At 73.0% G+C, this 21,809-nt stretch carries 21 protein-coding genes; 9 read left to right on the forward strand and 12 right to left on the reverse strand.

What is annotated here, in order from left to right; translation table 11 throughout:
* The first annotated feature begins 57 nt into the window (after positions 1-57).
* The 3 genes from ACGFZF_RS07010 to ACGFZF_RS07020 all read left to right on the forward strand — a co-directional run bounded on the left by ACGFZF_RS07010 (position 58) and on the right by ACGFZF_RS07020 (position 1,694).
* Entirely contained in the window at positions 58-309 is a 252-nt protein-coding gene (locus ACGFZF_RS07010) for a hypothetical protein (protein WP_393551599.1), read from the forward strand.
* A 202-nt stretch (positions 310-511) separates the two neighbouring features.
* Complete coding sequence (locus ACGFZF_RS07015) at positions 512-901, forward strand: DUF6479 family protein (RefSeq protein ID WP_393551601.1); 390 nt, start codon at positions 512-514, stop codon at positions 899-901.
* Positions 902-1,049: 148 nt separating this feature from the next.
* Positions 1,050-1,694, forward strand: a complete 645-nt coding sequence (locus tag ACGFZF_RS07020) for a TetR/AcrR family transcriptional regulator (RefSeq protein ID WP_393551603.1) — start codon at positions 1,050-1,052, stop codon at positions 1,692-1,694.
* On the opposite strand, the gene ACGFZF_RS07025 is transcribed toward ACGFZF_RS07020, so the two are convergent.
* Together ACGFZF_RS07025 and ACGFZF_RS07030 are read right to left on the reverse strand one after the other, a co-directional pair.
* Positions 1,682-2,305 (reverse strand): acetoacetate decarboxylase family protein, encoded by a 624-nt coding sequence (locus tag ACGFZF_RS07025; protein WP_393551605.1) that lies wholly within the window; start codon positions 2,303-2,305, stop codon positions 1,682-1,684. The genes ACGFZF_RS07020 and ACGFZF_RS07025 overlap by 13 nt on opposite strands.
* Positions 2,286-4,037 (reverse strand): GMC oxidoreductase, encoded by a 1,752-nt coding sequence (locus ACGFZF_RS07030; protein ID WP_393551607.1) that lies wholly within the window; start codon positions 4,035-4,037, stop codon positions 2,286-2,288. Before ACGFZF_RS07030 ends, ACGFZF_RS07025 begins: the two co-directional genes overlap by 20 nt.
* 256 nt (positions 4,038-4,293) lie before the next feature.
* Between ACGFZF_RS07030 and ACGFZF_RS07035 the strand changes: the two genes are divergently transcribed.
* Positions 4,294-5,637 (forward strand): flavin-containing monooxygenase, encoded by a 1,344-nt coding sequence (locus ACGFZF_RS07035; RefSeq protein WP_393551609.1) that lies wholly within the window; start codon positions 4,294-4,296, stop codon positions 5,635-5,637.
* A 76-nt stretch (positions 5,638-5,713) separates the two neighbouring features.
* Here ACGFZF_RS07035 and ACGFZF_RS07040 read toward each other — a convergent pair whose 3' ends face one another.
* Entirely contained in the window at positions 5,714-6,457 is a 744-nt protein-coding gene (locus ACGFZF_RS07040) for a hypothetical protein (RefSeq protein ID WP_393551611.1), read from the reverse strand.
* A 393-nt stretch (positions 6,458-6,850) separates the two neighbouring features.
* On the opposite strand from ACGFZF_RS07040, the gene ACGFZF_RS07045 reads away from it, so the two are divergent.
* The 5 genes from ACGFZF_RS07045 to ACGFZF_RS07065 all read left to right on the forward strand — a co-directional run bounded on the left by ACGFZF_RS07045 (position 6,851) and on the right by ACGFZF_RS07065 (position 12,775).
* Positions 6,851-8,644 (forward strand): AMP-dependent synthetase/ligase, encoded by a 1,794-nt coding sequence (locus ACGFZF_RS07045; protein WP_393551613.1) that lies wholly within the window; start codon positions 6,851-6,853, stop codon positions 8,642-8,644.
* Positions 8,641-9,261: a hypothetical protein gene (locus ACGFZF_RS07050; RefSeq protein ID WP_393551615.1), complete on the forward strand. Its 621-nt coding sequence runs from the start codon at positions 8,641-8,643 to the stop codon at positions 9,259-9,261. Before ACGFZF_RS07045 ends, ACGFZF_RS07050 begins: the two co-directional genes overlap by 4 nt.
* Positions 9,262-9,386: 125 nt before the next feature.
* A complete protein-coding gene (locus tag ACGFZF_RS07055; protein ID WP_393551617.1) occupies positions 9,387-10,322 on the forward strand; it encodes an alpha/beta hydrolase in 936 nt (311 codons plus the stop codon).
* Between the two features lie 34 nt (positions 10,323-10,356).
* The gene (locus ACGFZF_RS07060; protein ID WP_393551620.1) at positions 10,357-11,748 is read left to right on the forward strand and encodes an MFS transporter; all 1,392 of its coding nucleotides are present in this window, start codon (positions 10,357-10,359) and stop codon (positions 11,746-11,748) included.
* A gap of 37 nt (positions 11,749-11,785) precedes the next feature.
* Positions 11,786-12,775 carry a hypothetical protein gene (locus ACGFZF_RS07065; protein WP_393551622.1) on the forward strand — a complete coding sequence of 330 codons (990 nt, stop codon included), beginning with the start codon at positions 11,786-11,788 and terminating at the stop codon, positions 12,773-12,775.
* A gap of 468 nt (positions 12,776-13,243) precedes the next feature.
* On the opposite strand, the gene ACGFZF_RS07070 is transcribed toward ACGFZF_RS07065, so the two are convergent.
* The 9 genes from ACGFZF_RS07070 to ACGFZF_RS07110 all read right to left on the reverse strand — a co-directional run bounded on the left by ACGFZF_RS07070 (position 13,244) and on the right by ACGFZF_RS07110 (position 21,799).
* Entirely contained in the window at positions 13,244-14,590 is a 1,347-nt protein-coding gene (locus tag ACGFZF_RS07070; protein ID WP_393551624.1) for an FG-GAP repeat domain-containing protein, read from the reverse strand.
* Between the two features lie 63 nt (positions 14,591-14,653).
* Positions 14,654-15,400 (reverse strand): arylmalonate decarboxylase, encoded by a 747-nt coding sequence (locus tag ACGFZF_RS07075; protein ID WP_393551626.1) that lies wholly within the window; start codon positions 15,398-15,400, stop codon positions 14,654-14,656.
* Positions 15,397-16,110 (reverse strand): hypothetical protein, encoded by a 714-nt coding sequence (locus ACGFZF_RS07080; RefSeq protein WP_393551628.1) that lies wholly within the window; start codon positions 16,108-16,110, stop codon positions 15,397-15,399. The genes ACGFZF_RS07075 and ACGFZF_RS07080 overlap by 4 nt, the downstream gene beginning before the upstream one ends.
* Positions 16,107-16,943 carry an SDR family NAD(P)-dependent oxidoreductase gene (locus ACGFZF_RS07085; RefSeq protein ID WP_393551630.1) on the reverse strand — a complete coding sequence of 279 codons (837 nt, stop codon included), beginning with the start codon at positions 16,941-16,943 and terminating at the stop codon, positions 16,107-16,109. The genes ACGFZF_RS07080 and ACGFZF_RS07085 overlap by 4 nt, the downstream gene beginning before the upstream one ends.
* Positions 16,940-17,926 (reverse strand): hypothetical protein, encoded by a 987-nt coding sequence (locus tag ACGFZF_RS07090; protein WP_393551632.1) that lies wholly within the window; start codon positions 17,924-17,926, stop codon positions 16,940-16,942. The genes ACGFZF_RS07085 and ACGFZF_RS07090 overlap by 4 nt, the downstream gene beginning before the upstream one ends.
* Positions 17,923-18,717: a hypothetical protein gene (locus ACGFZF_RS07095; protein ID WP_393551634.1), complete on the reverse strand. Its 795-nt coding sequence runs from the start codon at positions 18,715-18,717 to the stop codon at positions 17,923-17,925. Before ACGFZF_RS07095 ends, ACGFZF_RS07090 begins: the two co-directional genes overlap by 4 nt.
* 4 nt (positions 18,718-18,721) lie before the next feature.
* Entirely contained in the window at positions 18,722-19,912 is a 1,191-nt protein-coding gene (locus ACGFZF_RS07100; RefSeq protein ID WP_393551636.1) for a Rieske 2Fe-2S domain-containing protein, read from the reverse strand.
* 82 nt (positions 19,913-19,994) lie between these two features.
* Positions 19,995-20,987 (reverse strand): dienelactone hydrolase family protein, encoded by a 993-nt coding sequence (locus tag ACGFZF_RS07105; RefSeq protein ID WP_393551638.1) that lies wholly within the window; start codon positions 20,985-20,987, stop codon positions 19,995-19,997.
* The gene (locus tag ACGFZF_RS07110; RefSeq protein WP_393551640.1) at positions 20,984-21,799 is read right to left on the reverse strand and encodes a hypothetical protein; all 816 of its coding nucleotides are present in this window, start codon (positions 21,797-21,799) and stop codon (positions 20,984-20,986) included. The genes ACGFZF_RS07105 and ACGFZF_RS07110 overlap by 4 nt, the downstream gene beginning before the upstream one ends.
* Positions 21,800-21,809: the final 10 nt, after the last annotated feature.

A 21,809-nucleotide genomic window follows, 5' to 3' on the forward strand; every position in this document is an offset into this window, starting at 1 on the left:
GGCACAAAACGTGTGAAGTGTGCTCAAAGACTCTCAAGCATCGTCCGAGGAGGGCGCATGATCGTCAAGAAGCTGCACGACTCCGGTGTGCGCAGCGAGCACGCCTACCTGGCCGCGATCGGATCGATCGGCCTGTCCCTCGCCTCCTGGATCACCTCGAACAAGCAGGAGAACCTCGAGAGGGCGGACCGATGGGGCATCTTCGTGGGGGAATGGGCTCCCACCTTCTTCGCCCTCGGCCTGGCTCTCGCCAACTACGAGCAGAGCGATCTCGCCACGGAGGCCAGCCTGTACAGCGAGGAGGCGTAGGAGGCGAGCCGGTCCCGCCCTCCGAGGAGGAGGGATCCGAGTCCGCACCGCACGAGGGGCGACAGAGCCCCGACCAGCGGCGGGCGCGGGGTGCACGGGCTCCCCGCGCCGACGCACTCGACGTCGGGACATGAACAGAAGGACGGTAGGAGTCGTCGGGCTCACGGCTCGGCGTCCGGTCACAGGGACAGGTGAGCGAGCCATGGCCATGCATACGTCGCTTCTCGGGGAGCCGGCCCTCGCGGCCGGTGTCTGGCAGTCCGGACTGGCCCAGGTCCTGGGCGGGCTGCTCGTGGTGGCGGTCCTGATCGGTGCCTTCATGCTGGGGATCCGGATCAAGAACCGGGAGCTTCCCCCGCCTGATCCGGCATCACATCCGCACCGGCCCGACACGGACCAGCTTCCCGGCGAGGTCTCCGAGTACCGCAAGGCGTCGGAGATGCCCCACACCGACGGAGAGCACCGGCTCATGCCCTACAACCTCCAGAGCTCGGGTCAGGCCGACCCGGATCCGCAGAGCGAGGAGAAGCGCAAGTGGGGTGGCATCTCCAGTGGCGGCTTCGGCAGTGGCGGTACGGGCCACGGCGACTGACGGGGGCGCCGCCGGGCCTCGCGCTCCCGGCGCCGGGGACTCCTCGACGATACCCGCCTCCCCTCCGGGACGCGTTGACAGCCACTCGTCCCACACCTGATCATGACCGGGCGGTCAGCCAGCCGCTCGGTCGTCTCGGGGAGTGCCCATGCCCACCACCACCTGGTCGCACCTGTCGCCGGAGCGTCGCGAACGCGTGCTGGTCGCCGCCATGGACGAGTTCGGCACCCATGGCTACTCCACCGGCAGCCTCAACGTCATCGCCCGCGAAGCGGGTGTGGCGAAGGGCTCCCTCTTCCAGTACTTCTCGGGGAAGCTGGACCTCTTCACCTACGTGGCCGAGCAGACCTCGCTGCGCATCTTCGAGGCCATGCGCCCGTGGCTCGACGACTACGACGGGACGGTCGCCTTCGACGCGCACCTCGTCGCCGCCATGGACGCTTGGGTCGACTACTTCGAGAAGAACCCGCTGGAACGCGGCGTGACCGCCGCGACCAACATGGAGATCGACCCGCTCGTGCGCCAGGCAGTCCTGGAGCCCGTCCAGGAGCTCTACCTCCTCGGTCTGCGCCCCCTGCTCGCCCGGGCGCAGTCGGCCGGGCACCTCCGTCCGGACGCGGACGTGGACGCGCTCCTGTCCCTGCTCCTGCTGCTGCTGCCGCACGTCGCGCTGGCCACGTTCTTCCCGGCGGTGACCGGACCCGTGGTCCTGCCGAAGGGGGACCGGAGCACGCGCCGAGCCGCGATCGAGCGGCTGGTCCGGCCCGTCGTCGGCGGTTTTCAGGCCCGCTGACCACCGGCGCCGAAGGCGAGGGTGAAGTCCTGCAGGCAGAGACTGAACGCGGGGGGCCGGGCGGGGAGGGGGAGGCCGCCGCGCCCGGGGATCTCCCAGACCCCCCGGGCCGGACGCAGGGTGCTTCGGCAGCGTACGGGGCTCGCCTTGAGCCGGCCGTCGAGGGTCTGGCACACGTGGTACGACGCGGACCACCGGCCGGGCAGCCGGCGTCCGAGGCGGAAGGCGGCTGAGGCCAGGGGAGTGCCCTCGCTTGCGGCGAGTGTGGTCCGTGCGCCGCCGCGCGTGACGGCGAAGCGCGCCATGTCCTTGGGAATGCCCCACAGTTCGCGGCCGCCGGTCCTGGACTGCTCGCTGTCCACCCAGATGTCCGTGATGGTGACGCGCGGCCGCATCCCGTCGCGGACCAGGACCGCGGTGAGGAGTTCGTTGTAGCGCAGGACGCTGTCGTGTTCGTACACCACCCATGCGCCGCCGATGACGGCTCTGCCCGCCACGGTCAGAGGTGTGACCGCGTCCGGCAGCACCGGCAGTTCGCGCTTCGGCACGACCCACAGGGAGACGAACATCTGACCGGCGAGATGCCAGGGTTCAGGCGGGTAGGCCGGCATCGGGTTCCTCCTCGTCCAGGGGGTGCGGTGCGAGTCTCAGCCCGCCCACGGCGTGCTCGGGCACGGCCGGGTGGACCGGTGGTACGGGAGACACGTGCCGATAGGGCGCGCCCGGCTCGGGGCGCGGATCGGTCCCGCCGCGGTTGGGCCACAGGGCGACGGCCCGTTCGGCGAGTGCGGCGATGGTCAGCGAAGGGTTCACCCCGAGGTTGGCCGAGAGGGTGGAGCCGTCGATGACGTGAAGTCCGGGATGCCCGTGCAGGCGATGGTAGGGGTCCACGACGCCCTGCTCGGGCGTCTCGCCCATGGCGCACCCTCCGATGAGGTGGCCGGTGGAGGGGATGTCGAGAAGGTCGGCCCATGTGCCGCAGGCCAGCGAGCCGTTCTGCCGCGCCGCGGTGCGCGCCAGTTCGTGGCCGGCCGGAATCCACGTGGGGCTGGGCGGCCCTTCGCCGGGGCGGCTGGACAGGCGGGATCCGAAGAGCCCTTTGCGCAGGAACGTGGTGAGGGAGTTGTCCGCCGATTGCATGACCAGCAGCACCACGGTCTGTCTCGCCCAGCGCCGCGGGCGGTGGAGGGCCGGCAGGAGCGACACGTTCCGCGCCATGTGCGCCAGTGCTGAGAGCAGCCGCGACCGGCCGGGGACCGGGTCCGTCAGGGGCGCGCCCAGCAGGGCGAGGAGGTCGCTGCCCGGACCGTAGCGGACGGGTTCGACGTGCGTGGCGTCGTCGAGGTGTACGGACGAGGTGATGGCCACGCCCGTCGTGAAGTCGGCGTCCGCGCGGGGGGAGCGGACGGCGAGGAGGGCCTCCGAGTTGGTGCGGGTCAGATGCCCGAGGCGTGGTGAGAGCTCGGTGAGGGCGCCGGTGGACCGCAGCGTGTGGAGGAGGCGCTGGGTGCCGAGGGCGCCGGCCGCGAGAACGACATGCCGAGCGGTCGTCGTGTGGCGGGCGCGCCCGGGCCGGCCGGTTCGGGTCGACGTGACGTCCCAGCCGGCGGGACCGCGCCGGATGTCGACGACCGTGCGTTCCGGGCAGACGGTCACCCCGGCCCGCTCCGCCAGGCCCAGGTAGTTCTTCGGCAGGGTGTTCTTCGCTCCGTGGCGGCAGCCCGTCATGCACTGGCCGCAGTGCAGGCATGTCGTCCGGTCCGGTCCCGCCCCGCCGAAGTACGGGTCCGGCGTTCGTGTACCGGGCGCGGTCCGGGGCGGCCCGAAGTGCACCCCGACGGGTGTGGGGCGGAAGGTGTGCGCGCGGCCCATCTCCCGTGCGGCGTCCTCGAGGAGTCGGTCGGCGGGCGTCATGAGCGGGTTGACGGCCACTCCCAGCATGCGCCGGGCCTGGTCGAAGTAGGGCGCGAGCTCCTTCTTCCAGTCGGTGATCGTGGCCCAGTCCGTACCGCCGTAGAAGGCCTCGGGAGGGTCGTAGAGGGTGTTCGCGTAGCCCAGGGAACCGCCCCCGACGCCGGCTCCCGTCAGCACCAGGACCTTGCCGAGCAGCGTCATGCGGAGGATGCCGCGACATCCCAGCCGCGGGGCGAAGAGGTAGTCGCGCACCTTCCAGGAGGTGCGGGGGAGATCTGCGTCCTCGAAGCGCCTGCCGGCTTCGAGGACGGCGACCTCGTAGCCCTTCTCGCGCAGGCGCAGCGCGGCGACGCTGCCGCCGAAGCCGGAGCCGACGACGAGGACGTCGACACGTCGAGGTGGTGCGCTGCTGGGTGGCGCTGGCTGCATCGCGACTCCCGCCCGGGCTCCCTGGCCGGCACACCACGGGTACGGGGGAGTTGCCCCGTGGTGTGACCGGGCGGTCATGTGACCACCCGGTCATAGTGGTGCCGTCCCCGGCCGCTGTCAATGCGGCGACAGCCCCCGGCCGCTCGCCGGCCCCGTCCAACTGCCATGGCAGGCACGGTGATTGACAGACGGGAGGGAATGGCCGGAGCCTATGACCAGCCGGTCATGTGACCGGGTGGTCATAGGGGAGGTCGACGTGAAACGTGTCTGCGTGATCGGAGCCGGTTCGTCCGGCATCGCCGCGTGCCAGGTCCTGTCGGAGCGGGGCATACCCTACGACTGCTTCGAAAGCGGATCCGAAGTCGGCGGCAACTGGCGCTACATGAACGACAACGGCATGTCCTCCGCCTACCGCTCGCTGCACATCAACACCTCCCGCGAGGTCATGGAGTACGCCTGCCATCCCATGTCCGGCGACTACCCGACCTACCCGAGCCACTTCCAGATAGCCCGCTACTTCGACGACTTCGTCGATCACTTCGGACTGCGCGCGGCCATCACCTTCCGAACCGAGGTGACCAGGGTCGAGAAGCGCCCCGACGGGCGGTGGTCGGTCAGCGTCCGCGGCCGGGACGGCGGGACGGAGGCCGCGCACCTCTACGACGCGGTGCTCGTCGCCAACGGCCACCACTGGAAGCCGCGCCACCCCGACCCCGCGCTGCCGGGTGCGGACTCGTTTCCCGGCACGCAGGTGCACTCCCACCACTACCGGACGCCCGAGCCCTACCGGGACCGCAAGGTGCTCGTCCTCGGCATCGGCAACTCGGCGTGCGACATCGCGGTCGAGACCTCCCGCGTCTCCACCCGCACCTTCCTGTCGATGCGACGCGGGGCGCACATCCTGCCGAAGTACCTCTTCGGCGTGCCGACCGACCACCTCACCGGGTCATGGCTCGCCCGCGCGCCGCTCGCCGTGCAGGCGGCCGGACTCTCGGCCCTGCTGAGGGTCAGCCGGGGCCGACTCGGTGCGTACGGCCTGCCGGAACCCGGCCACGGCATCCTCGCCGCCCACCCCACCATCTCCGACGACCTGCTCACACGCATCGGCCACGGAGACGTCACCGTCGTGCCGATGATCACGGGATTCGACGGCGCGCGCGCCCTGTTCGCCGACGGCAGCCACCAGGAGATCGACAGCGTCGTCTACTGCACGGGCTACGACATCGACTTCCCCTTCCTGGCCGAGGACCTCATCGACCCGGCCGGCAACGAGGTCGGCCTGTACCGCCGCGTCGCCTCCCCCGACCACCAGGGGCTGTTCTTCATCGGCCTCATCCAACCGCTCGGCGCCATCATGCCGTTGGCCGAGGCCCAGTCGCACTGGGTCGCGGACATCCTGTCGGGCAGGGGCGTCCTGCCCTCGCCGCGCGCCATGCGGGCGGAGATCGCCGCCTATCAGGCCCGCACCAGGAGCAGGTACGTCACGTCGGCCCGCCACACCATCCAGGTCGACGCGCTCGACTACGTGAGGGAACTGCGCCGCGAACGCGCGCGAGCCCGCAGGTCGGCGAGATCCGCGGCGGTCCGCGTGCCCCGCTGAGGGGGCCGAGCGGGGTCGTGCCGGGGTTCCGGCCGCCGCGCCGCTCCCGCTGCGGACGGGTTCACGCGACGACTCCTCAGTGGCTCCGGAGCAGGCTTCCCATCCCGGTGACGCGATCGTCCAGACCGTGCTCGCGCAGTGCGTGCCACAGGGTCGCCGCGTTGATCGCGACGACCGGCTTGCCCAACTCGGATTCGAGTTCGTCGGCCTGGGCCGTGAAGGACAGGTTGGTGCCGACCTGCACGATCGCCTCCACCGAACCGGTGTCGAGCGCGCGCACCGTCTCCAGGATCCGCTCCGGCCCCACGCGGGCGATGTCCGTGGCCGTCGGACACCTCAGTCCCGTCACCGCGGCCACGTCGAATCCGGCCTCCGCGAAGTACCGGCCCACCTCGCGGTCGGCGACGGGCTGGTACGGGGAGAAGACCGCGATGCGACGGCACCCCAACTCGCGCAACGCCGCTCGGCACGAGCTCGCGCCGGTGGTGACGGGCAGCCCCGTGCGCTCGCCCAGCCTGCGCTCGAAGGCCTCGTTGCCCGCCACGCCTCCCCAGAACGTCTCCGCGGACATGCCCATCACCATGCGGTCCGGCTCCGCGGTGAGGGCGTCGCGGACCGCGACGTCGATGGAGGAGCGGATCTGCCCGAGCAGGGCCTCGAAGTCCCGATCGCTGCCCATGACGGGATGCGGGATGTGCATCGAACCGGCGCGATAGGCGACGCCGGGGACTCGCGCACTCCAGTAGTCGTGCTCGACGACGGTGTTGGTGCTCGGGACGATCACTCCGAAGACGGCCCGAGGGCCCACGCTGTTGGTCACTTCGCATGCTCCAGTCCGGATGCCGTGAGGGGGTCGTGGGTCGAGGGGCACAGCCGGCGGGGCGCGGATGTGTTTCCTTCGTTGGAACGATGTTTCGCCAAACTAGAACCGGGTCCCTCGATCGTCAACGGGTGCCGAGCCGCCCGGGAGGGTCAACTCCGCGCGTCATGGCGGTGGTTGCGGTTCCGGTCGCGGGCGTCGGTGCGGTCCGGTTCATTGACAGGACCTCGGAGGCGCCGCACCATGACCGGGCGGTCACATGACCGCCCGGTCATGCCAGGCACGGGGCCGCTCCAGCGGTGCGGCCACCGGCCCGTCGGCCGCACCGCTCGTCCCCGGGCGAAGCGCACGCGGTCGAGCGCCTCCGACGACCCTTCTCCGCGAGGAGTTCAGATGACGCCATCGAGCACGATGCCGACCGACCTCTGCGAGGCCTTCCGGCGGACGGTCGCGGAACGGCCGCGGGAGCCCGCCCTGCTCACCCTCGCGGGCCCCGCCCTGACCTGGAGTCAGTACGCCGACCGCGTCGCCTCCGTCGCCGCGGCCCTGCGCGGCCTCGGCGTGCGGCGTGACGAGCCGGTGGCCCTCATGCTCACCAACCGGCCCGAGTTCCACGTCGCCGACTGCGCCGCCCTGCACCTGGGGGCCGTGCCCTTCTCCCTGTACAACAGCCTGCCGGCCGACCAGGTGCACGAACTGCTGCGCTCGACCGCTGCCCGTGTCGTCGTCACCGAACGCCGCTTCCTGCCGGTGCTGCGCGCCGCCTGCTCGGACACCGCCGTGCACTCCCTCGTGTCCGTCGACGGCTCCGAGGGCGCGGCCGCGGACGGTGTCCTCTCCCTCGCGGAAGCGGAGGCGCTGGCGCCCGAGCCCGTCGATCTCGTCGCTGCCCTCGACGACGTGCGCCCCGATGCCGTCATCACCCTGATCCACACCTCGGGCACCACCGGCCGGCCCAAGGCCGTCGAGATCACCCACCGCGCCATGCTGAGTCAGCTGTCGGGAACCCAGAGGGTGCTCGAGGTCACCGGTGACGACAGCCACCTCTCCTTCCTGCCGGCCGCGCACATCGCCGACCGGTGGGGCTCGCACTACACCAACCTCCTCTGCGGGACCAGGCTGACGTGCCTGGACGACCTCTCGCTGCTCGCCGAGGCGCTCGTCACCGTGCGGCCCACGCTCTTCGGGGCGGTACCCGCAGTCTGGCAGCGTCTGCGCACCGGCCTGGAGAACGCGCTCGCCGAGACGGACCCCGGGCTCCGCGCCCTCGTCGACGATGCCCTGGCCACGGGCCGCCGCCTCGCCCCGCGCAGATGGGAAGGCTCCCTCGGCGAAACGGAGCGGAGGGAGCTCGACCAGGCCGACGGCATCCTCGCCCGTCTCCGCCACCGTGTCGGCCTCGACCGCGCCCGTGTCTGCATCACGGGGGCCGCGCCGGCGCCCGAGGGGCTCCAGGAGTTCTTCCACGCACTCGGCCTCCCGCTCGCCGACGCCTGGGGCATGTCCGAGCTCAGCGGCATCGCCCTCATCGCCCCGCCCGGCCGCCCGCGGCCGGGAACCGTGGGCCGGCCCGTCCCCGGCGCCGAGATCCGCATCGCCGCCGACGGTGAACTCCTCGTCCGCGCCCCCTTCCTGATGCGTGGCTACCGCGGCGAGCCGGAGCTCACCGCACGGGCCGTCGACGCGGAAGGATGGCTGCACACCGGCGACCTCGCCACCGTCGATCCCTCCGGCGACGTCCGCATCGTCGACCGCAAGAAGGACCTCATCATCAACACCGGGGGCAAGAACATGGCTCCCGCCCGCATCGAGGGCGTCGTCAAGGAAGCCTCGCCGCTGATCGCCCACGCCGTCGTCATCGGCGACGGCCGCCCCTTCAACATCGCGCTCCTCGTCGCCGACCGGGAGGCCGTCGCGGCCTGGGCCCGGGGCACGGGCATCGAATCGACCGCGCCCTGGGACACCCACGCACCGGAACTCGCCGCCGCCCTCGGCGAAGCCGTCGCCCTCGCCAACACCCGCCTCTCGCGGCCCGAACGGATCCGGGCGCACGAACTCCTCGCCGAAGAGTGGATCCCGGGCGGACCGGACCTCACCGTGACGCTCAAGACCCGCCGGGCCGCCGTCATGAGCCGGCACGCCGAGACGATCGAGGCGCTGTACCGGCGGGCCGGGGACGGGCGGTGATCTCCGCCGCGCTGGCGCTGCTCGCCCTCATGCAGCTCCTGCTGGCCGCCGTCGCCCGGCGCGGCGGGGGAGCGGGACGGCTCACCGTGATCCTCGGATGCGCCCTCGCGTACGACTCGGCCGTGGTCGCGGCCGGAGCCCTGATGGGCGAGGGCCGGGCCCTGGAGGCGCTGAGCGTCGGGCGCTTCGTCGTGCACGTCCTGGCCACACCCCTCGTGTTGCCCTGCGCGGCTCTCGTGCTGCGCACCGGTCGCGCCGCCCTCCTCGGGGCCTGGTCCACCGCCGGCGTCCTGGTCGTGCTCGGCGCTGCCACCACCCTGCCGGGGCTGCACCTGCGACCCCGGGTCTGGGCTGACACCCTGCGGTACGCGGACGCCGAACCCGGCGCCTTCCCCGTCGCCGCCGTCCTCGCGATCGTCGTGCTGCTCCTGATCGGGCTGATCGCCTGGATACGGCGTTCGACGCCCTGGATCGCCCTGGGCGCCCTCGCCGTTCTCGTGGCGTCGGCCGCCGCCGTCGCGGCGCCGCCCCTGGGGAACCTGGGGGAGGCGTTGATGCTGGCGGGGCTCGTGTCGGCGCTGCGCGACGAGAACGCTCCGGCGCTCGCACGCCCGTAGGTTGTTCGCCCTGAAGCAACACCGTTTCACTGAAAGAAACGACAGAAGTCTTGGCGTGTATGCGCCCATGTGCTGAAGTGGGATACAGCGTTTCCCTCTCCGATACCCCACACGAGGAGACACCCGTGTTACGCACCCTCGCCCGCGCCGTCCCGGCCGTCGCACTGGCCATCGCGGCCACCCTGGCCGGACCCTCCACCGCGTCGGGCGCCCCCGACACCACGCCCGCCGCCGCGGCCGACCCCGCCGCGCCCGGCGCCTACCCCGTCGCCTACACCGACCTCACGGTCTCCGCCTCCGGACGCACCTACAGCGCCCGCGTCTGGTACCCGGGCAACGCCGCCGGTGCCAACGCCCCCGTGGCACCGGGGCTCCACCCCGGCCTCGCCTTCGGCCACGGCTTCTTCCAGGACATCTCCAAGTACGAAAGCACCCTGCGGCACTACGCCTCCTGGGGCTTCATCGCCGTCGCCCCCAAGTCCCAGGGCGGCATCGCACCCAGCCACACGGGCTTCGCCGACGACCTCAACGCGGCCCTGACCTGGCTCACCACCCAGAACTCCACGACCGGATCCCGCTTCGCCGGAGCCGTCGACACCAGCCGCTACGCCCTCTCCGGCCACTCCATGGGAGGCGGCGCGGCCCTGCTCGCCGCTGCGCGGAACCCGGCCGTCAAGTCGGTCAGCACCCTCGCCGCCGCGGAGACGAACCCCTCTGCGGTCAGCGCCTCCGCCACCCTCGCCGTCCCCTCCCAGTACGTCGGGGGCAGCAAGGACACCGTCGCCGGAGTCGACGGCCACCAGCGGAAGATGTACGACGCCAAGCCCGCCCCCACCCAACTGCGCGTCGTCACCGGCGGCTTCCACTGCGGCTTCACCGACAGCGGCGGCTTCGGCTGCGACAGCGGCTCGGTCACCCGCGCCGAACAGCAGCGGCTCACCCGAGCCGTGACCACCACCTACCTCCTCTACACCCTCGGCCTCGACACGTCCCTGCGGGACCAGGTCTGGGGCAGCGCCGCCCAGACCCTTCCGGGCGTCGTGTACACGGCCAAACCCTGACCTCCCCTGCCCACCGCCCGCCCGGAGGAGCCTCATGAGCCCGACCGTCTCCCGCTCCGAACCCGACGAAGAGCCGGCTGCGTTCAGTCCCTTCCCCGGGCGGCCCCCGGTCACCGTTCGACGCGGTGCACCCGCACCGTTCGGATGGTGGCCGGCGGTCTGCATCGCCCTCGTCGCCGCGATCGACCGCATCGAGTACAACCTCCTCGCCGGTGCCCTGCCCCGGATCCAGGAGGAGTTCGGCTTCGGCGACGCCGCCGGAGGGGCCATCGCCACCGCCGGCTCGCTGGCCGCCGTGGTCCTGCTGCTCCCGGCGGGCCGGCTCGCCGACAGCGCCCGCCGCACCTGGACCATCGCCGCCGTCGTGGCCGTCTGGTCCCTGCTGACCGTCGGCACCGGGCTCGCGGGCGGCTACCTGACCCTGTTCACCGTCCGGGTGTTCCTCGGGGCCGCCGGACAGCTCTACAACCCGCCCGCCTCCAGCCTCCTCGCCGACTACTACCCGGGCCCCGGCCGCACCCGCGCGTTCGGATACGAGCGCATGGCCTACTTCGGCGGTCTGCCCATCGGGGTCATCGCGGGCGGCGCCCTCGCGCAGAGCGTCGGCTGGCGCACGGGCTTCTTCCTCGTCGCCGTCCCCGGCCTGCTCGTCGCCCTGCTCGTCCTCACGCTGCGCGAGCCGGTCCGCGGCACCGGCGACCGCCTCACCCTGTGGTACCGGGGCGACAGCGGCACCCCGCCTGCCGCACGAGCGGTCCCCGACGCGCGCGTCGGCGCCGCAGCCGTCCCGCTGCGCGCCCAGATCCGCGAACTCCTGCGGATCCGCACCCTGCGCACCGTCGTCACCGGTCTCAGCATCCTTTTCTTCGGCCTGGGCGGTCTCTTCTACTGGATGCCCTCCTACTACGGCCGCTTCTTCGGCCTCGGCGAGGCCCAGGCCGCCGCCGTGGCAGGCGGCACCGGGCTGGTCGGCATCGTCGCGGGCATCATCACCGGCAGCTGGCTGGGCGACAGGCAGGGCAGACCCCGCCGTGGGCGCCGTGTCGCCCTGGGCGGGGCCGGACTGATGCTGGGAACCGTCGCCCTGGCCGGAGCCGTGGCGGTTCCCGTCCTCGTACCGCAGGCCCTGTGCTTCGGCCTCGCCAACTTCGGCTTCGCCGCCGCGCTGGCCAACCTCACCGCCGCCAACGCCGACGTCGTCGCGGCGGAGCGACGCGGGCTCGGCTTCGCCGTACTCCAACTCCTGGTCACCCTGGGCGGATCACTGGGCCCCTGGCTCATCGGGCTCGCCTCCGACGCGACGGGATCGCTCCGCTACGCCTTCGCGGCGGTACTGGTACCCCTGCTCGTCGGATCCGCCGTCGTCCTGCGCGGCCGCCGGCACTACGACGCCGACGCCGCCGCGGCCACCCACCGTTCCGTCTGACCCGCATGCCGAAGACCCCGAGAAGATTGGACGACCGATGGAGTACGCCTCACACACGCCACGCAACCGCACGCTCCGCAGCAGGAACCGAGGCATCGCCTTCGGCCTGCTCGGATGCGCCCTGCTGACCGCCGCGAGCATCGCGAGCCCGGCGGCCGCCGCCGAAACGCCGCAGAGCCCCACCCCCGTCCCGACACTCGTCTACGCGACCTCGGTCGGGGCCGACGCGGCCGACGTCTACTACCCCGAGAACGGCGACCGCCTCCCCGTGGTCCTGCTCCAACAGGGCGCCAACGTCGACAAGAGCCACTACGAGGGATACGCCCGCACCGTCGCCGCGTTCGGCTTCGTCGTCGTGGTCCCCAACCACGTGCGCTCCGTCTTCGGCATCCCCGGTCTGTGGGCCTCGGCCGATCAGGGCCTGACCACCGTCGCCTGGTCGAAGACGGAGAACACCCGGACGGGCAGCCCCCTCGCGAACCGCCTCGACCCGGCGAGCTTCGCCCTCCTCGGCCACTCCTTCGGCGGCGCCGCCGGCGTCGCCACCGTCCAGGGACAGTGCGCCGCGCCGTTCTGCTTCGGCCTGCCGCCGGGCGCGGTCAAGCCGGCCGAGCTCAAGGCGGCCGCCTTCTTCGGCACCAACAACGTCCCGCCCGGCGGTGGCCCCGTCGCCCCGGTGAACAACACCGTGCCGGTCGCCCTGATCCAGGGATCCGCCGACGGCGTCGCGGCCCCGGCGGCCGCACAGGCCACCTACGACGCCCTGACCGGCACGCCGAAGGCGCTCGTCACGGTCGCCGGGGTCAACCACTACGGCATCACCGGCGTGCAGAACCCGCCCGGCGCCGCCCCCGACCCCTCACCCCAGACCACCGACCAGGTGGAGGGCATCCGCACCTCCGCCCGCTGGTCCGCGCTCTTCCTGAAGGCCGCCCTCGGCGACGCCTTCGCACGCTCCTACGTCCACTTCTGGGGCGACGGAGCGGACCCCGCGGTCACCGTCCAGCAGGTCTCCCAGAGATCCTGAGCGCGGTCACCGACCGGGTGACGGCAGGTGAAAGGCGCCGGCGAGGCCCGCGGCCGAGCGATGGGGCATTGGCTCCGAGCCGTTCGAGCGAAGGCCTCACCGGCGCCTAGGGCGTGTTGCGAAAGTAGCGCCGTCCGCCCGGAGGGCGGGCCTGGCGGCGTCTGGTGCGTGCGCTCGCAAGGCGGAGGGTCGCCCTCGTACCGGGCGTACTCGGGCGATCCCGACAACGCGGTGTGGGGGCCCTCCCGTGCCCGAAGGGCTACGGGGGAGTGCGTGCCAGGCGTCGCGAGGTGGGGGGCACCTCCCGGGCGAAGCCCAGGGGGAGGGACTTTCGCACCAGGCCCTGGTCCTGTCGGACGCGACGTCTCGCTCCGAGCGCGCGCGGTGCCGATCCGGCGGACTGCGCCGAGCCGATCCCCGGTGGGCACCACCGGGGATCGGCTCGACGCCCTGCGCGGCGGCAGCGGGTCAGTCGCGCGTCCAGACCACGAGGCTGTCGGACTCGAAGACGGTGAACACGGCCTCGTTGCGCAGCGGCCACGCGTGGTCGAGATCGGTCACCACCGCTCCTCCGGCCTGACCGGCGCCGGTCGCCAGGACATGGGTGGTGAAGCTGCGACCGTCCCCCTGTTCCAGCCAGAACAGACGGTCGTCACCGTCGCCGGACACCAGGAGGTCGGTGTCCCGGTCCCCGTCCAGATCGCCGCTGCCGAACACACCGGGCGCGGCCTGGCCGGCCCGCCCCCGTGACGTGATGCCGCTCGACAAGGCGATCGGGGTCCACGCGGTGCGCGGATCCACGGGCACGGTGAAGGCGACCACCTGGGAGGCCGGCTCGGTCGAGCCCGGAGGGAACGCCGTGTTCGTGTGGTTGGCGCCCACCCACGTCGTCCGGCCGTCGCCGTAGAGGTTGCGCACCGGCCGTAGCGCGATGGCCCGGCCCTGCGTGGTGTCGATGACGTGGCGCGCGAACTCGCCCATGGGGTGCCGCGGGCTTCGCGCGGCGGTGCGCTCCAGCCACATGTAGGCGGCGCCGGGTTCGAAGTACTGCGGGGAGGCGAGGTCGAGGTCCCCGTCGTGGTCGATGTCCTCCACGACGGGGAGCGCGCCGCCACCGGGGGCGATGTCGACCGGTTCGCTGCTGAATCGCTCGGGGCCGTCCGTACCCCGGAAGACCTGGATCCAGGAGTTCGCCGGTGCCTGGCCCTCGATCCGGGTGACGGGCCGGGCGGACTCGCCGACCGTCACCAGGTCGCGCCGGCCGTCACGGTCGAAGTCGACCAGCAGAGCGCGGTGGTAGAACAGCGGCGAGCTGCCCGGCGCCACGACGTCATGGCGTCTCCAGGTCCCGGCGCCTCGCTGCTCCCACCAGGTGAGGGACCCGCACGGGGTCGAACACCGGAAGAACCCGCCCGGGACCACGATGTCCCGGTCGCCGTCGCGGTCGACGTCCGACAGGGCCGGTTCGTTGGGAAAGGGGATCGCCGCGTCGGTGTCGAAGACCAGCCGCTTCGACCAGGAGTCGAGCCCTCGCCCGCTCTGCCGGTAGACAGCGAGTCGACCGGCCGCGGGGGGCAGGGGCGGGCCGCCGGGAACAGCCGTGAAACGGCCGAACCCCGTGGCGACGATCTCCTGCCGGGGGTCCCCCTCGACGTTGCCCGTCACCGCGAAGGCCGCGCCGGCCAGGTCCGGGTCGACCGTGTGCGGGGAGAAGGAGGGAGCCGCGGAGGGCGGCGCGGAAGCGCCGGCGGGTGTGGCCGCCAGGGGCGCGAGAGCGATGAGCACGGCCATGGCCGGGCGGAGCAGTGCGGGCACGAGGTACCTCATCGGGTTGTGGGGGGTGGGAGAGCGGGCGCGGCGGAGCCGCGGGGTCCGGGCTCAGTGCTCCCGCAGCAGGGTGCCGTGGCCGTGCAGCGTGTCGTGGCAGCCGTTGTCCCGCAGCGCCATCCACCACGTGGCGGCGTTGATGGCGATCACGGGCAGCCCGAGCCACCGCTCCGCCTCGTCGGCGAGCGAGACCATCGACAGGTTCGTCCCGCACTGCACGATCGCGTCGACGTCCGGCAGCGCCGCCAGCTCGACCAGAGCGGAGCGCAGTTCGGCCTCCGTCACGTGGGCGATGGACACGGCCGTCGGGCAGCGCAGGCCCGTGATGCCGGCCACCTCGAAGCCGAGCTCGGTGAAGAACCGGTCGACGTTGGCGTCGCCGACGGGCTGGTACGGGGTCACCACGGCGATCCGCCGCGCCCCGAACAGGCGCAGTGCCCGCTCGCAGGCTTCGGCGCCGGTGGCCACCCGGAGCCCGGTGATGTCGTGGATCTGCTTGACGAACGCCCTGTTGCCCTCGACACCGCCCCAGAAGGTCTCCGCGCTCATGCCCATGACCATGTAATCCGGCTCGCAGGTCAGCACCCGCTCGCAGGCCGCGCCGATCTCGTCGCGGATCTGCTCCAGGAGTCTCTCCATGCCGGCGTCCCGGTCCATGTTCTGGTCGCGGATGTGGATGCGCGAGAAGTGCGAGGTCACCCCCGGCACGGCCATACGGGCGAAGTCGGGTTCCACGATGGTGTTGGTGCTGGGGGCGATGACGCCGAACTTGCGCCGCCAGCCGAGACTGTCCGTCATGCGCGCCGCCGTTCGGCCGGAGGGGAGGAGGGGGAGGGAGCGGGGGACGGGGCCGTGCGCCGGAGCCTCGCCAGCCGCCACGCGAGCAGGACGAGCGCCCCCTGTGTGAGGGTGTTCGCCGACTGCTCCACCCACTGGAGCGCCACGCTCTGATCGGGGCGGGCCGCCAGCGGGCCGAGGACGTACATGCCGGTCAGCCACAGCCCGCCCGCGGCCGCGGCCACCGCGTCCCGGTCGGAGCGCGCCAGCAGGATCAGCCGCACCGCGCACACGGTGACCGCCACGATGGTCAGCACCAGGTGCGGCGCCGTCGACGTCAGCAGCAGCCCGACGACGCCGGTGGCGGTCCAGGCCGCGGCGAACCCCCACAGCGGCGGCGTCAGGCGCCCGCCCGCCGGTTCGGGACCGCGGGCGGCGGGCAGGGTCAGCAGCGCGTGCGCGAGCAGCAGGAAGCCGGCCGAAAGGCAGGGGAACAGCGCCTTGTTCAGGACCTGGAGGTCCGGGCCGTCCAGGGCCACCACCAGCTTCCAGACGGCCTTGGAGAGCCCTCCCAGGAGGATCAGCGCCGTGCCGACCGTGCCGGTGAGCCCGGTGCGCGCGCTGTGCCGGCGCAGCGGGCCTGTCAGCAGGGCGGCTCCCAGGCCCGTCAGGACGACCGGGACGAAGTCCTCGACGGCGAGCGCGAGCGGATAGTCCAGGGTTCCGCTCATGAGGCCCCCTCCGGGTCCGCCGGGGAGGGCAGCTCCCGCGGCAGCACCGACCGCTTGCGCAGCGCGGCCGTCGCGAAGCGTCCGGCCGCCCTGCGGCGCGTCAGCCACGCCACCCGGCCGCCGTTGGCCGTCCGGTCGGCCAGCACCCGATCCGCCAGCCACGGGGTGACCGTCTCGACCCGGTCGGCCAGGATGTTCAGCACCGGCCGGGCCGTCGCGTACTCCGCCGGGGTGTAGTCGTGCAGCAGCAGGTCGGTGACCACGATCCCGGGCGACAGCAGCAGCGCCCGCACGTCGTGGGGGCGGGTCTCCCGCTCCCGCTCCAGGTCGGCCGCCAGCGCGCCGGTCAGGTAGGTGACGGCGCGTTTGCCGGCCCCGTACACGCTGAGGCCGGGCAGGGTCCGGCCGTCCGAGCCGAAGCCCTCCATGTTCCACAGCCGGCCGCGGCCCTGGCGCAGGAAGTGCTCGGTGGCCACCGCGCTGCCGTTGACGACGCCGCGCAGGTTGACCGCCGTCACGGCGTCGGCCTCGCCGGGGTCGAGCTGCCACAGGGGCTTGCGGGCCGTCGTGGCCCCGGCGTTGTTGATCCAGACGTCGACCGGGCCGAACGCCTTCTCGGCAGCCGCCCACAGTGCGGCGACCTCGGCGCGGTCGGTCACGTCCGCCGTGTGGCCGACGGCGTCGGCGCCGCTCCCCAGGCTCGTGAGGGCGGCCTCGACACCGGCCGGGCTCCGTCCGCAGAAGGCGACCCGGCAGCCGCGGTCGAGGAACGCGCGGACCAGGCCGTGGCCGATGCCGCGGGTGCCGCCGGTGATGACCACCGTCGAGGTCATGACGCGGCCTCCCAGTCCAGTACCCCGTGCAGGACGGCCGCCAGCACGTTCCCGCCGAACAGCTCGTAGGTGACGGCCAGGCGGCCGCCGGCCGCCATCCCGGGGCGGGCGTCCAGGGCGAACTCCCGGCCGCGTACGCGGTGCACGTCCCCGTCCGTGAAGTGCCACAGCGGGAAGGAGGCCCGCCCGAAGGCCTGTGCGTTGCCCCAGGCGTCCGGGCCCTCCCAGAACTCGCGGGTCCCGTCGCGGCGCCGTTCCACCGTGAAGGACCGGTCGAGTCCGGCCCCCCGCCAGGTGACGTCGTGGCGGGCGCGCAGCAGGTCCACGGGCCGCACCGCGATCTCCACCTCCACCTCCCCCAGGTGCTTCTGCTCCGCGCTCCACAGCTCGCACGAGCCGGTGAAGGCGCCGGGCTGCTTGGTGGGCAGGATCCACGGCACCGGGCCGGCGTCCGTCTCGGCCGCCAGGTGGCGGGCGACGTGCGCCCGGGTGGCCTCGTCGGTGTCGTGGTCGGTGGTCCGCACGTACACGCCGTTGAAGCAGCCGATCACGGTCCAGCCCTGGTGCAGCACCGAGGAGTAGACCTGGGTCCGCCCGTCCGGCAGGACGTGGTTCCAGGTGTTGAGCGCCACCTGCCAGCCAGGGCCGTAGTAGTGGGCGTCGACGAAGGAGCCGTACGGCTGCCCGCTGCCGTGGAAGTCCGGCCCGGTGTAGAGCCGGTTGTCGTCGGCGTCGCTCACCCCGAAGGCGAACGGCGCGGCGAGCTGGAACCGGCCGGCCAGCGGGCCGCCCTGACACAGACCGCCGTCCATCCGGTAGAGGGTGCGGCCGTCGCTGAACTCGGAGGAGCGGCGGATGTCCTCGTACCCGCACCACGTCCCCTGGGCGTCGAAGAGGGAGGGCCGGCCGTGCCATTCCCCGGCGATGCGCCGCTGCCACGTGCTCGGACCGGGGGCCGGGGCGGTCCTCCCGTTGCCGCTCATGCCCCGGCCTCCTCGCCGGCGAGTCTGCCGGTGGTCAGCAGCCCGCGCAGGCCGTCGGTCGTCGCCGGGCCCAGCAGCCGGTCCACCTGCGCCCACACCGGGTCGATCTCCCGGCTGAACAGGGCCTGGCGCAGCCGCCGGTCGCGTACCGGCGCGTCGCCCTCCTCGGCCTCCCCTGCGGCGTCGGCGGGGAACGCCCGGGCAAGCTCCAGCCAATGCCGCAGGTACTCCGCGGCGATCGGGGTGACGGCGGACAGCGCCGGCTCGTCGGCGCGGTGCACGAGCATCCACGGGGACATGAGCGAGCGCTGGCGCGGGCTGATCGCCGCCGGGGTCAGGCCCGGGATCTCCGCCGCGCGGGCGAACGGCGCGGTCAGCGGCCCGTACACGAGGTCGGCGTAGGCGGGGCTGACGGCGAGGTCGACGCGCTGGACCAGGTCCAGGTGGAAGGCGTAACCGCCGCCCGCCTGCACGGAGTCGAGGGTGAAGTGCGGCAGCGGGCCGTCGCCGTCGCCGAAGGCGAACACCATGTGGCTGTCGAGCCCGAGGGCGGGCACCACGAGGGACACGGCGACGGCCGCGTCGACGCCGCTGTCCCGGTCCGCATCGCGGAAGTAGCGTACGGAGCCCACCGGATCCGGCGATGCCGGGGAGGTCAGCACGGTCCAGGGCGTGGGCCGTTCCCGGAGCGCCGTACCGGCCAGCAGGGCGTCCAGCACGGTCCGGGAGAGCCGGGCCGCGGGCGTCGAGGCGCCGGCGGAGGGGGCGAGGGCGGGAAGGGGGGACGTCATGGGGCTACTCCTTCTCACGGTCCGGTGCCGGGGACTGGGCCCCCTCGACCGTCGGGTGGAAACCTTGGGCCTTCTGCTCCCAGGCGCGGGCGAGCTCCGGGACCGCCCGCCGGGCCGGCGAGGCGATGACGGTGGCGCTGCGCGCCGGGACGTCACCGAGGATCCGGTCGGCGTCGCTCACCGCCCAGCCCTTGGCCGCGAGTTCCTGGCGGCGCCGGCGGTAGGCGACGGAGATCATGTCGGAGCGCAGGTGCAGCTCGGCGCCGAGATCGGCCGGCAGCAGCTCGGGACGGGTCCCGTCCACCACCGGGGCGTCCTGGTCGAAGATGCCCAGCACCCGCTTGCGGGCGTTCTTGTCGGCCCAGTCCCCGGTGAAGAAGTCGCGCAGCGCCACCCACTTCACCAGGGTGGTGGTCTCGTCGACCGGGATGTTGGTGTCGTAGATGACCATGTTGCCGAGCGGCAGCCGCACGTGCAGTTTGATCAGGTTGGGCAGCATCCATCCGGCCGTCGTCACCACCGGAGGACGGTCCTTGCCCTGGGATCGGCGGTCGGTGTAGAGCTTCGCCCACAGCCCCTTGGCGGCGGGCGGGTGCAGGGCCACCGTCGCGAAGGCCGACCACTCGTCGGGCTGCTCGACCGTGTACTCCTCCACGTCGGGTCGGTCCGGGTTGCCGAAGGAGCCCGCGTGGACGAAGGGGGTGTGCGCGATGTCGCAGCCGTTCTCCAGCACCCGCTCGTAGTTGGAGTGCCACAGGAACTCCCCGGTGACCGCCTTGAACCGGCCGCCGTCCCGGACCAGGTCCTCGAACTCCGGCCAGTGGGGGATCGGCGGCCGCTCCTCCTCGGGAAGGTCGCCCAGGAAGACCCAGAGGAAGCCGTAGCGCTCCTGGACCGGGTACGAGTCGACCCGCGCCTTCCTCGGGATGCCGCGGCCCGGCTGGTTGGCCGGGATCGCGGTGCAGACGCCCTCCGGGTCGAAGCGCCAGCCGTGGTAGGGGCAGACGACGCAGTCGTCCTTGAGGGTGCCCGCGGAGAGCGCGGCCCCCCGGTGCGCGCACAGGTCCGACAGCGCGACCGCCCTCCCGGCCGCCGTGCGGTACAGGACGAGGGACTGGCCGAGGCACACGGCCTTCAGCGGCTTGCGGGTGACACGGTCGGAGAACTCGACCGCGTACCAGAAGTTCTTCAGCATCAGTGGAGCACCTCGCGCTCTCGGGAGGTTCGGCTTCGGTCTCGGCACGGCGGGAACGGCCGGCGGGGGACGGGGGCGGACATCAGCGCCGCCGTACGTCGAGCAGTCCGGGGTGCGGCGGCGCCAGCAGCGCGCCGAACTCCGCGTCGTCGTCGGGGTTCGGCGCGGCCGGCCGCCCCGGCGGCATGACCGCCGCGCAGAACGCCGCCACCAGGTGGCCGGCGAGGGCGCGGGCGCCGCTCCCTTCCGGCTCCGGGGCCTCCAGGAAGCCGCGGGCGCTGGTCGCGTCCACCGGATCGCAGAGGGTGAAGTGGCCCGCCCCGGCGATCCGGACCCAGGCGTGCGCACCGCCGGCGTCCGTCAGCGCCTCGTGGAAGGTGCGGGCGACGGGGTCGGCGTCCGCGTCCGGCGCGGCGTAGCGGTCGGCGCTCGCCGCGATCACCCCGTCGTTCTCGCCGGACATCAGCAGGACGGGCACGTGCGCGCCGACCGGGAGCACCGTGCCCGGCGGATGGCCGAGCGCGGCCGCCACCTGCGTGTGCGCGCCGTAGGCGAAAACCCCGCGCAGCCCGGGCACATGGGCGGCCGACTGCAGCGCGACGGTGCCGCCGGCCGAGTGCCCGCCCACCACCACCCGCTCCAGGTCCAGCAGCCCGTCCAGCGGCGAACGCGGAGCCGACTCGGCCAGGGCCCCGAGCACCGCGCCGATCAGCGGGGTCGTCGCCCGGCTCCCGTAGGTTCCGGGGGCGCAGGCCTCCAGGTCGATGCCGGGGGTCACCCCGTGGCTCCCGCCGAAGAGTTCCCCGACCAGCTCGGGCGTCACCGCGACGAAGCCGCGCCGGGCCAGCAGCACCGCCAGCCAGCGGTAGGAGTCGGCCGGGACGTTGATCCCGGGCAGCAGCACCACCAGCGGGAAGGGGGCGCGCCCGGCATCGGCCGCGACCACCCCCGTCAGCCGCTCGGCGTCGGACCCGGTGGCGCGGGCGGGGTAGAAGACCCGCAGGTGCGCGGTGTCGTAGGGCTCCTTGAGACCGGGCACCCGGCAGGCCCGCCACTCGGACCGGACCCGGCTCACGACGGCCTCGGCAGGTTCCGGTCGCCGCCCCACAGGGCACGCACCAGCCGGTCGGTCACCTGCTCGCCGAAGTACCGCACGCCCATCACGTTCGCCGGATCGCGCTCCACGATGTTGCGCCGGATCTCCAGGTCGGCGGCGGCCAGCACCCCGCGCTCGGCGGCCGGTACCGGCTCGGCCTCCTGCACCCAGGTCAGCCAGCGGTCGACCTGCTCGTGCATCAGGCGGCGCACCAGCCCGATGTGCCGCTCGTCGCGGGGCATCGAGTAGCAGTAGGCGGTGGGGGAGAGGCTGCCGCGGATGAAGCCGGCGCGGCTGGTGAACCAGGTCAGGTCCTTGTACTCCTCGCGGACCGCGAGCCACTCCTCCTCGGCGGGGGCGTAGTAGCGGTCGTAGTAGTCGCCGTCGGCCACCAGGCTCGCCCGGGGCACGGAGTCGAGGTAGAACCAGCCGCCGGGCCAGCACAGCAGGGCGATCCCCAGGTGCGGGACGCGGACGTGCGGGCCCAGCCAGACGGTGAGGTGCAGGTTGACGAAGCCTCGCTCCGGGTCGCCGACCCAGGAGTGGATCATCCAGTCGATCTCGGGGCCGGTGTAGCCGGCCAGGGAGCCGCGCGGGCCGTCGGCCCGCGCGCCGAAGGTCTCCAGCTCCTCGGTGGAGGGGTCCCGGCGCAGCTCGAAGCGGGCGTCGATCTTCTCCTTGAGTTCGGCAAGCAGCTCCTGCCACTGGACGAACGTCTCGGTCACATCGGTGACGGGAGCTTCGTCCGTCATGTCCTGGACGGCCTTGAGTGTCTCCGACACGTCGCTCACAGCGCTCCTT

Source organism: Streptomyces sp. NPDC048338 (genome assembly GCF_043201055.1).
Classification (GTDB): domain Bacteria; phylum Actinomycetota; class Actinomycetes; order Streptomycetales; family Streptomycetaceae; genus Streptomyces.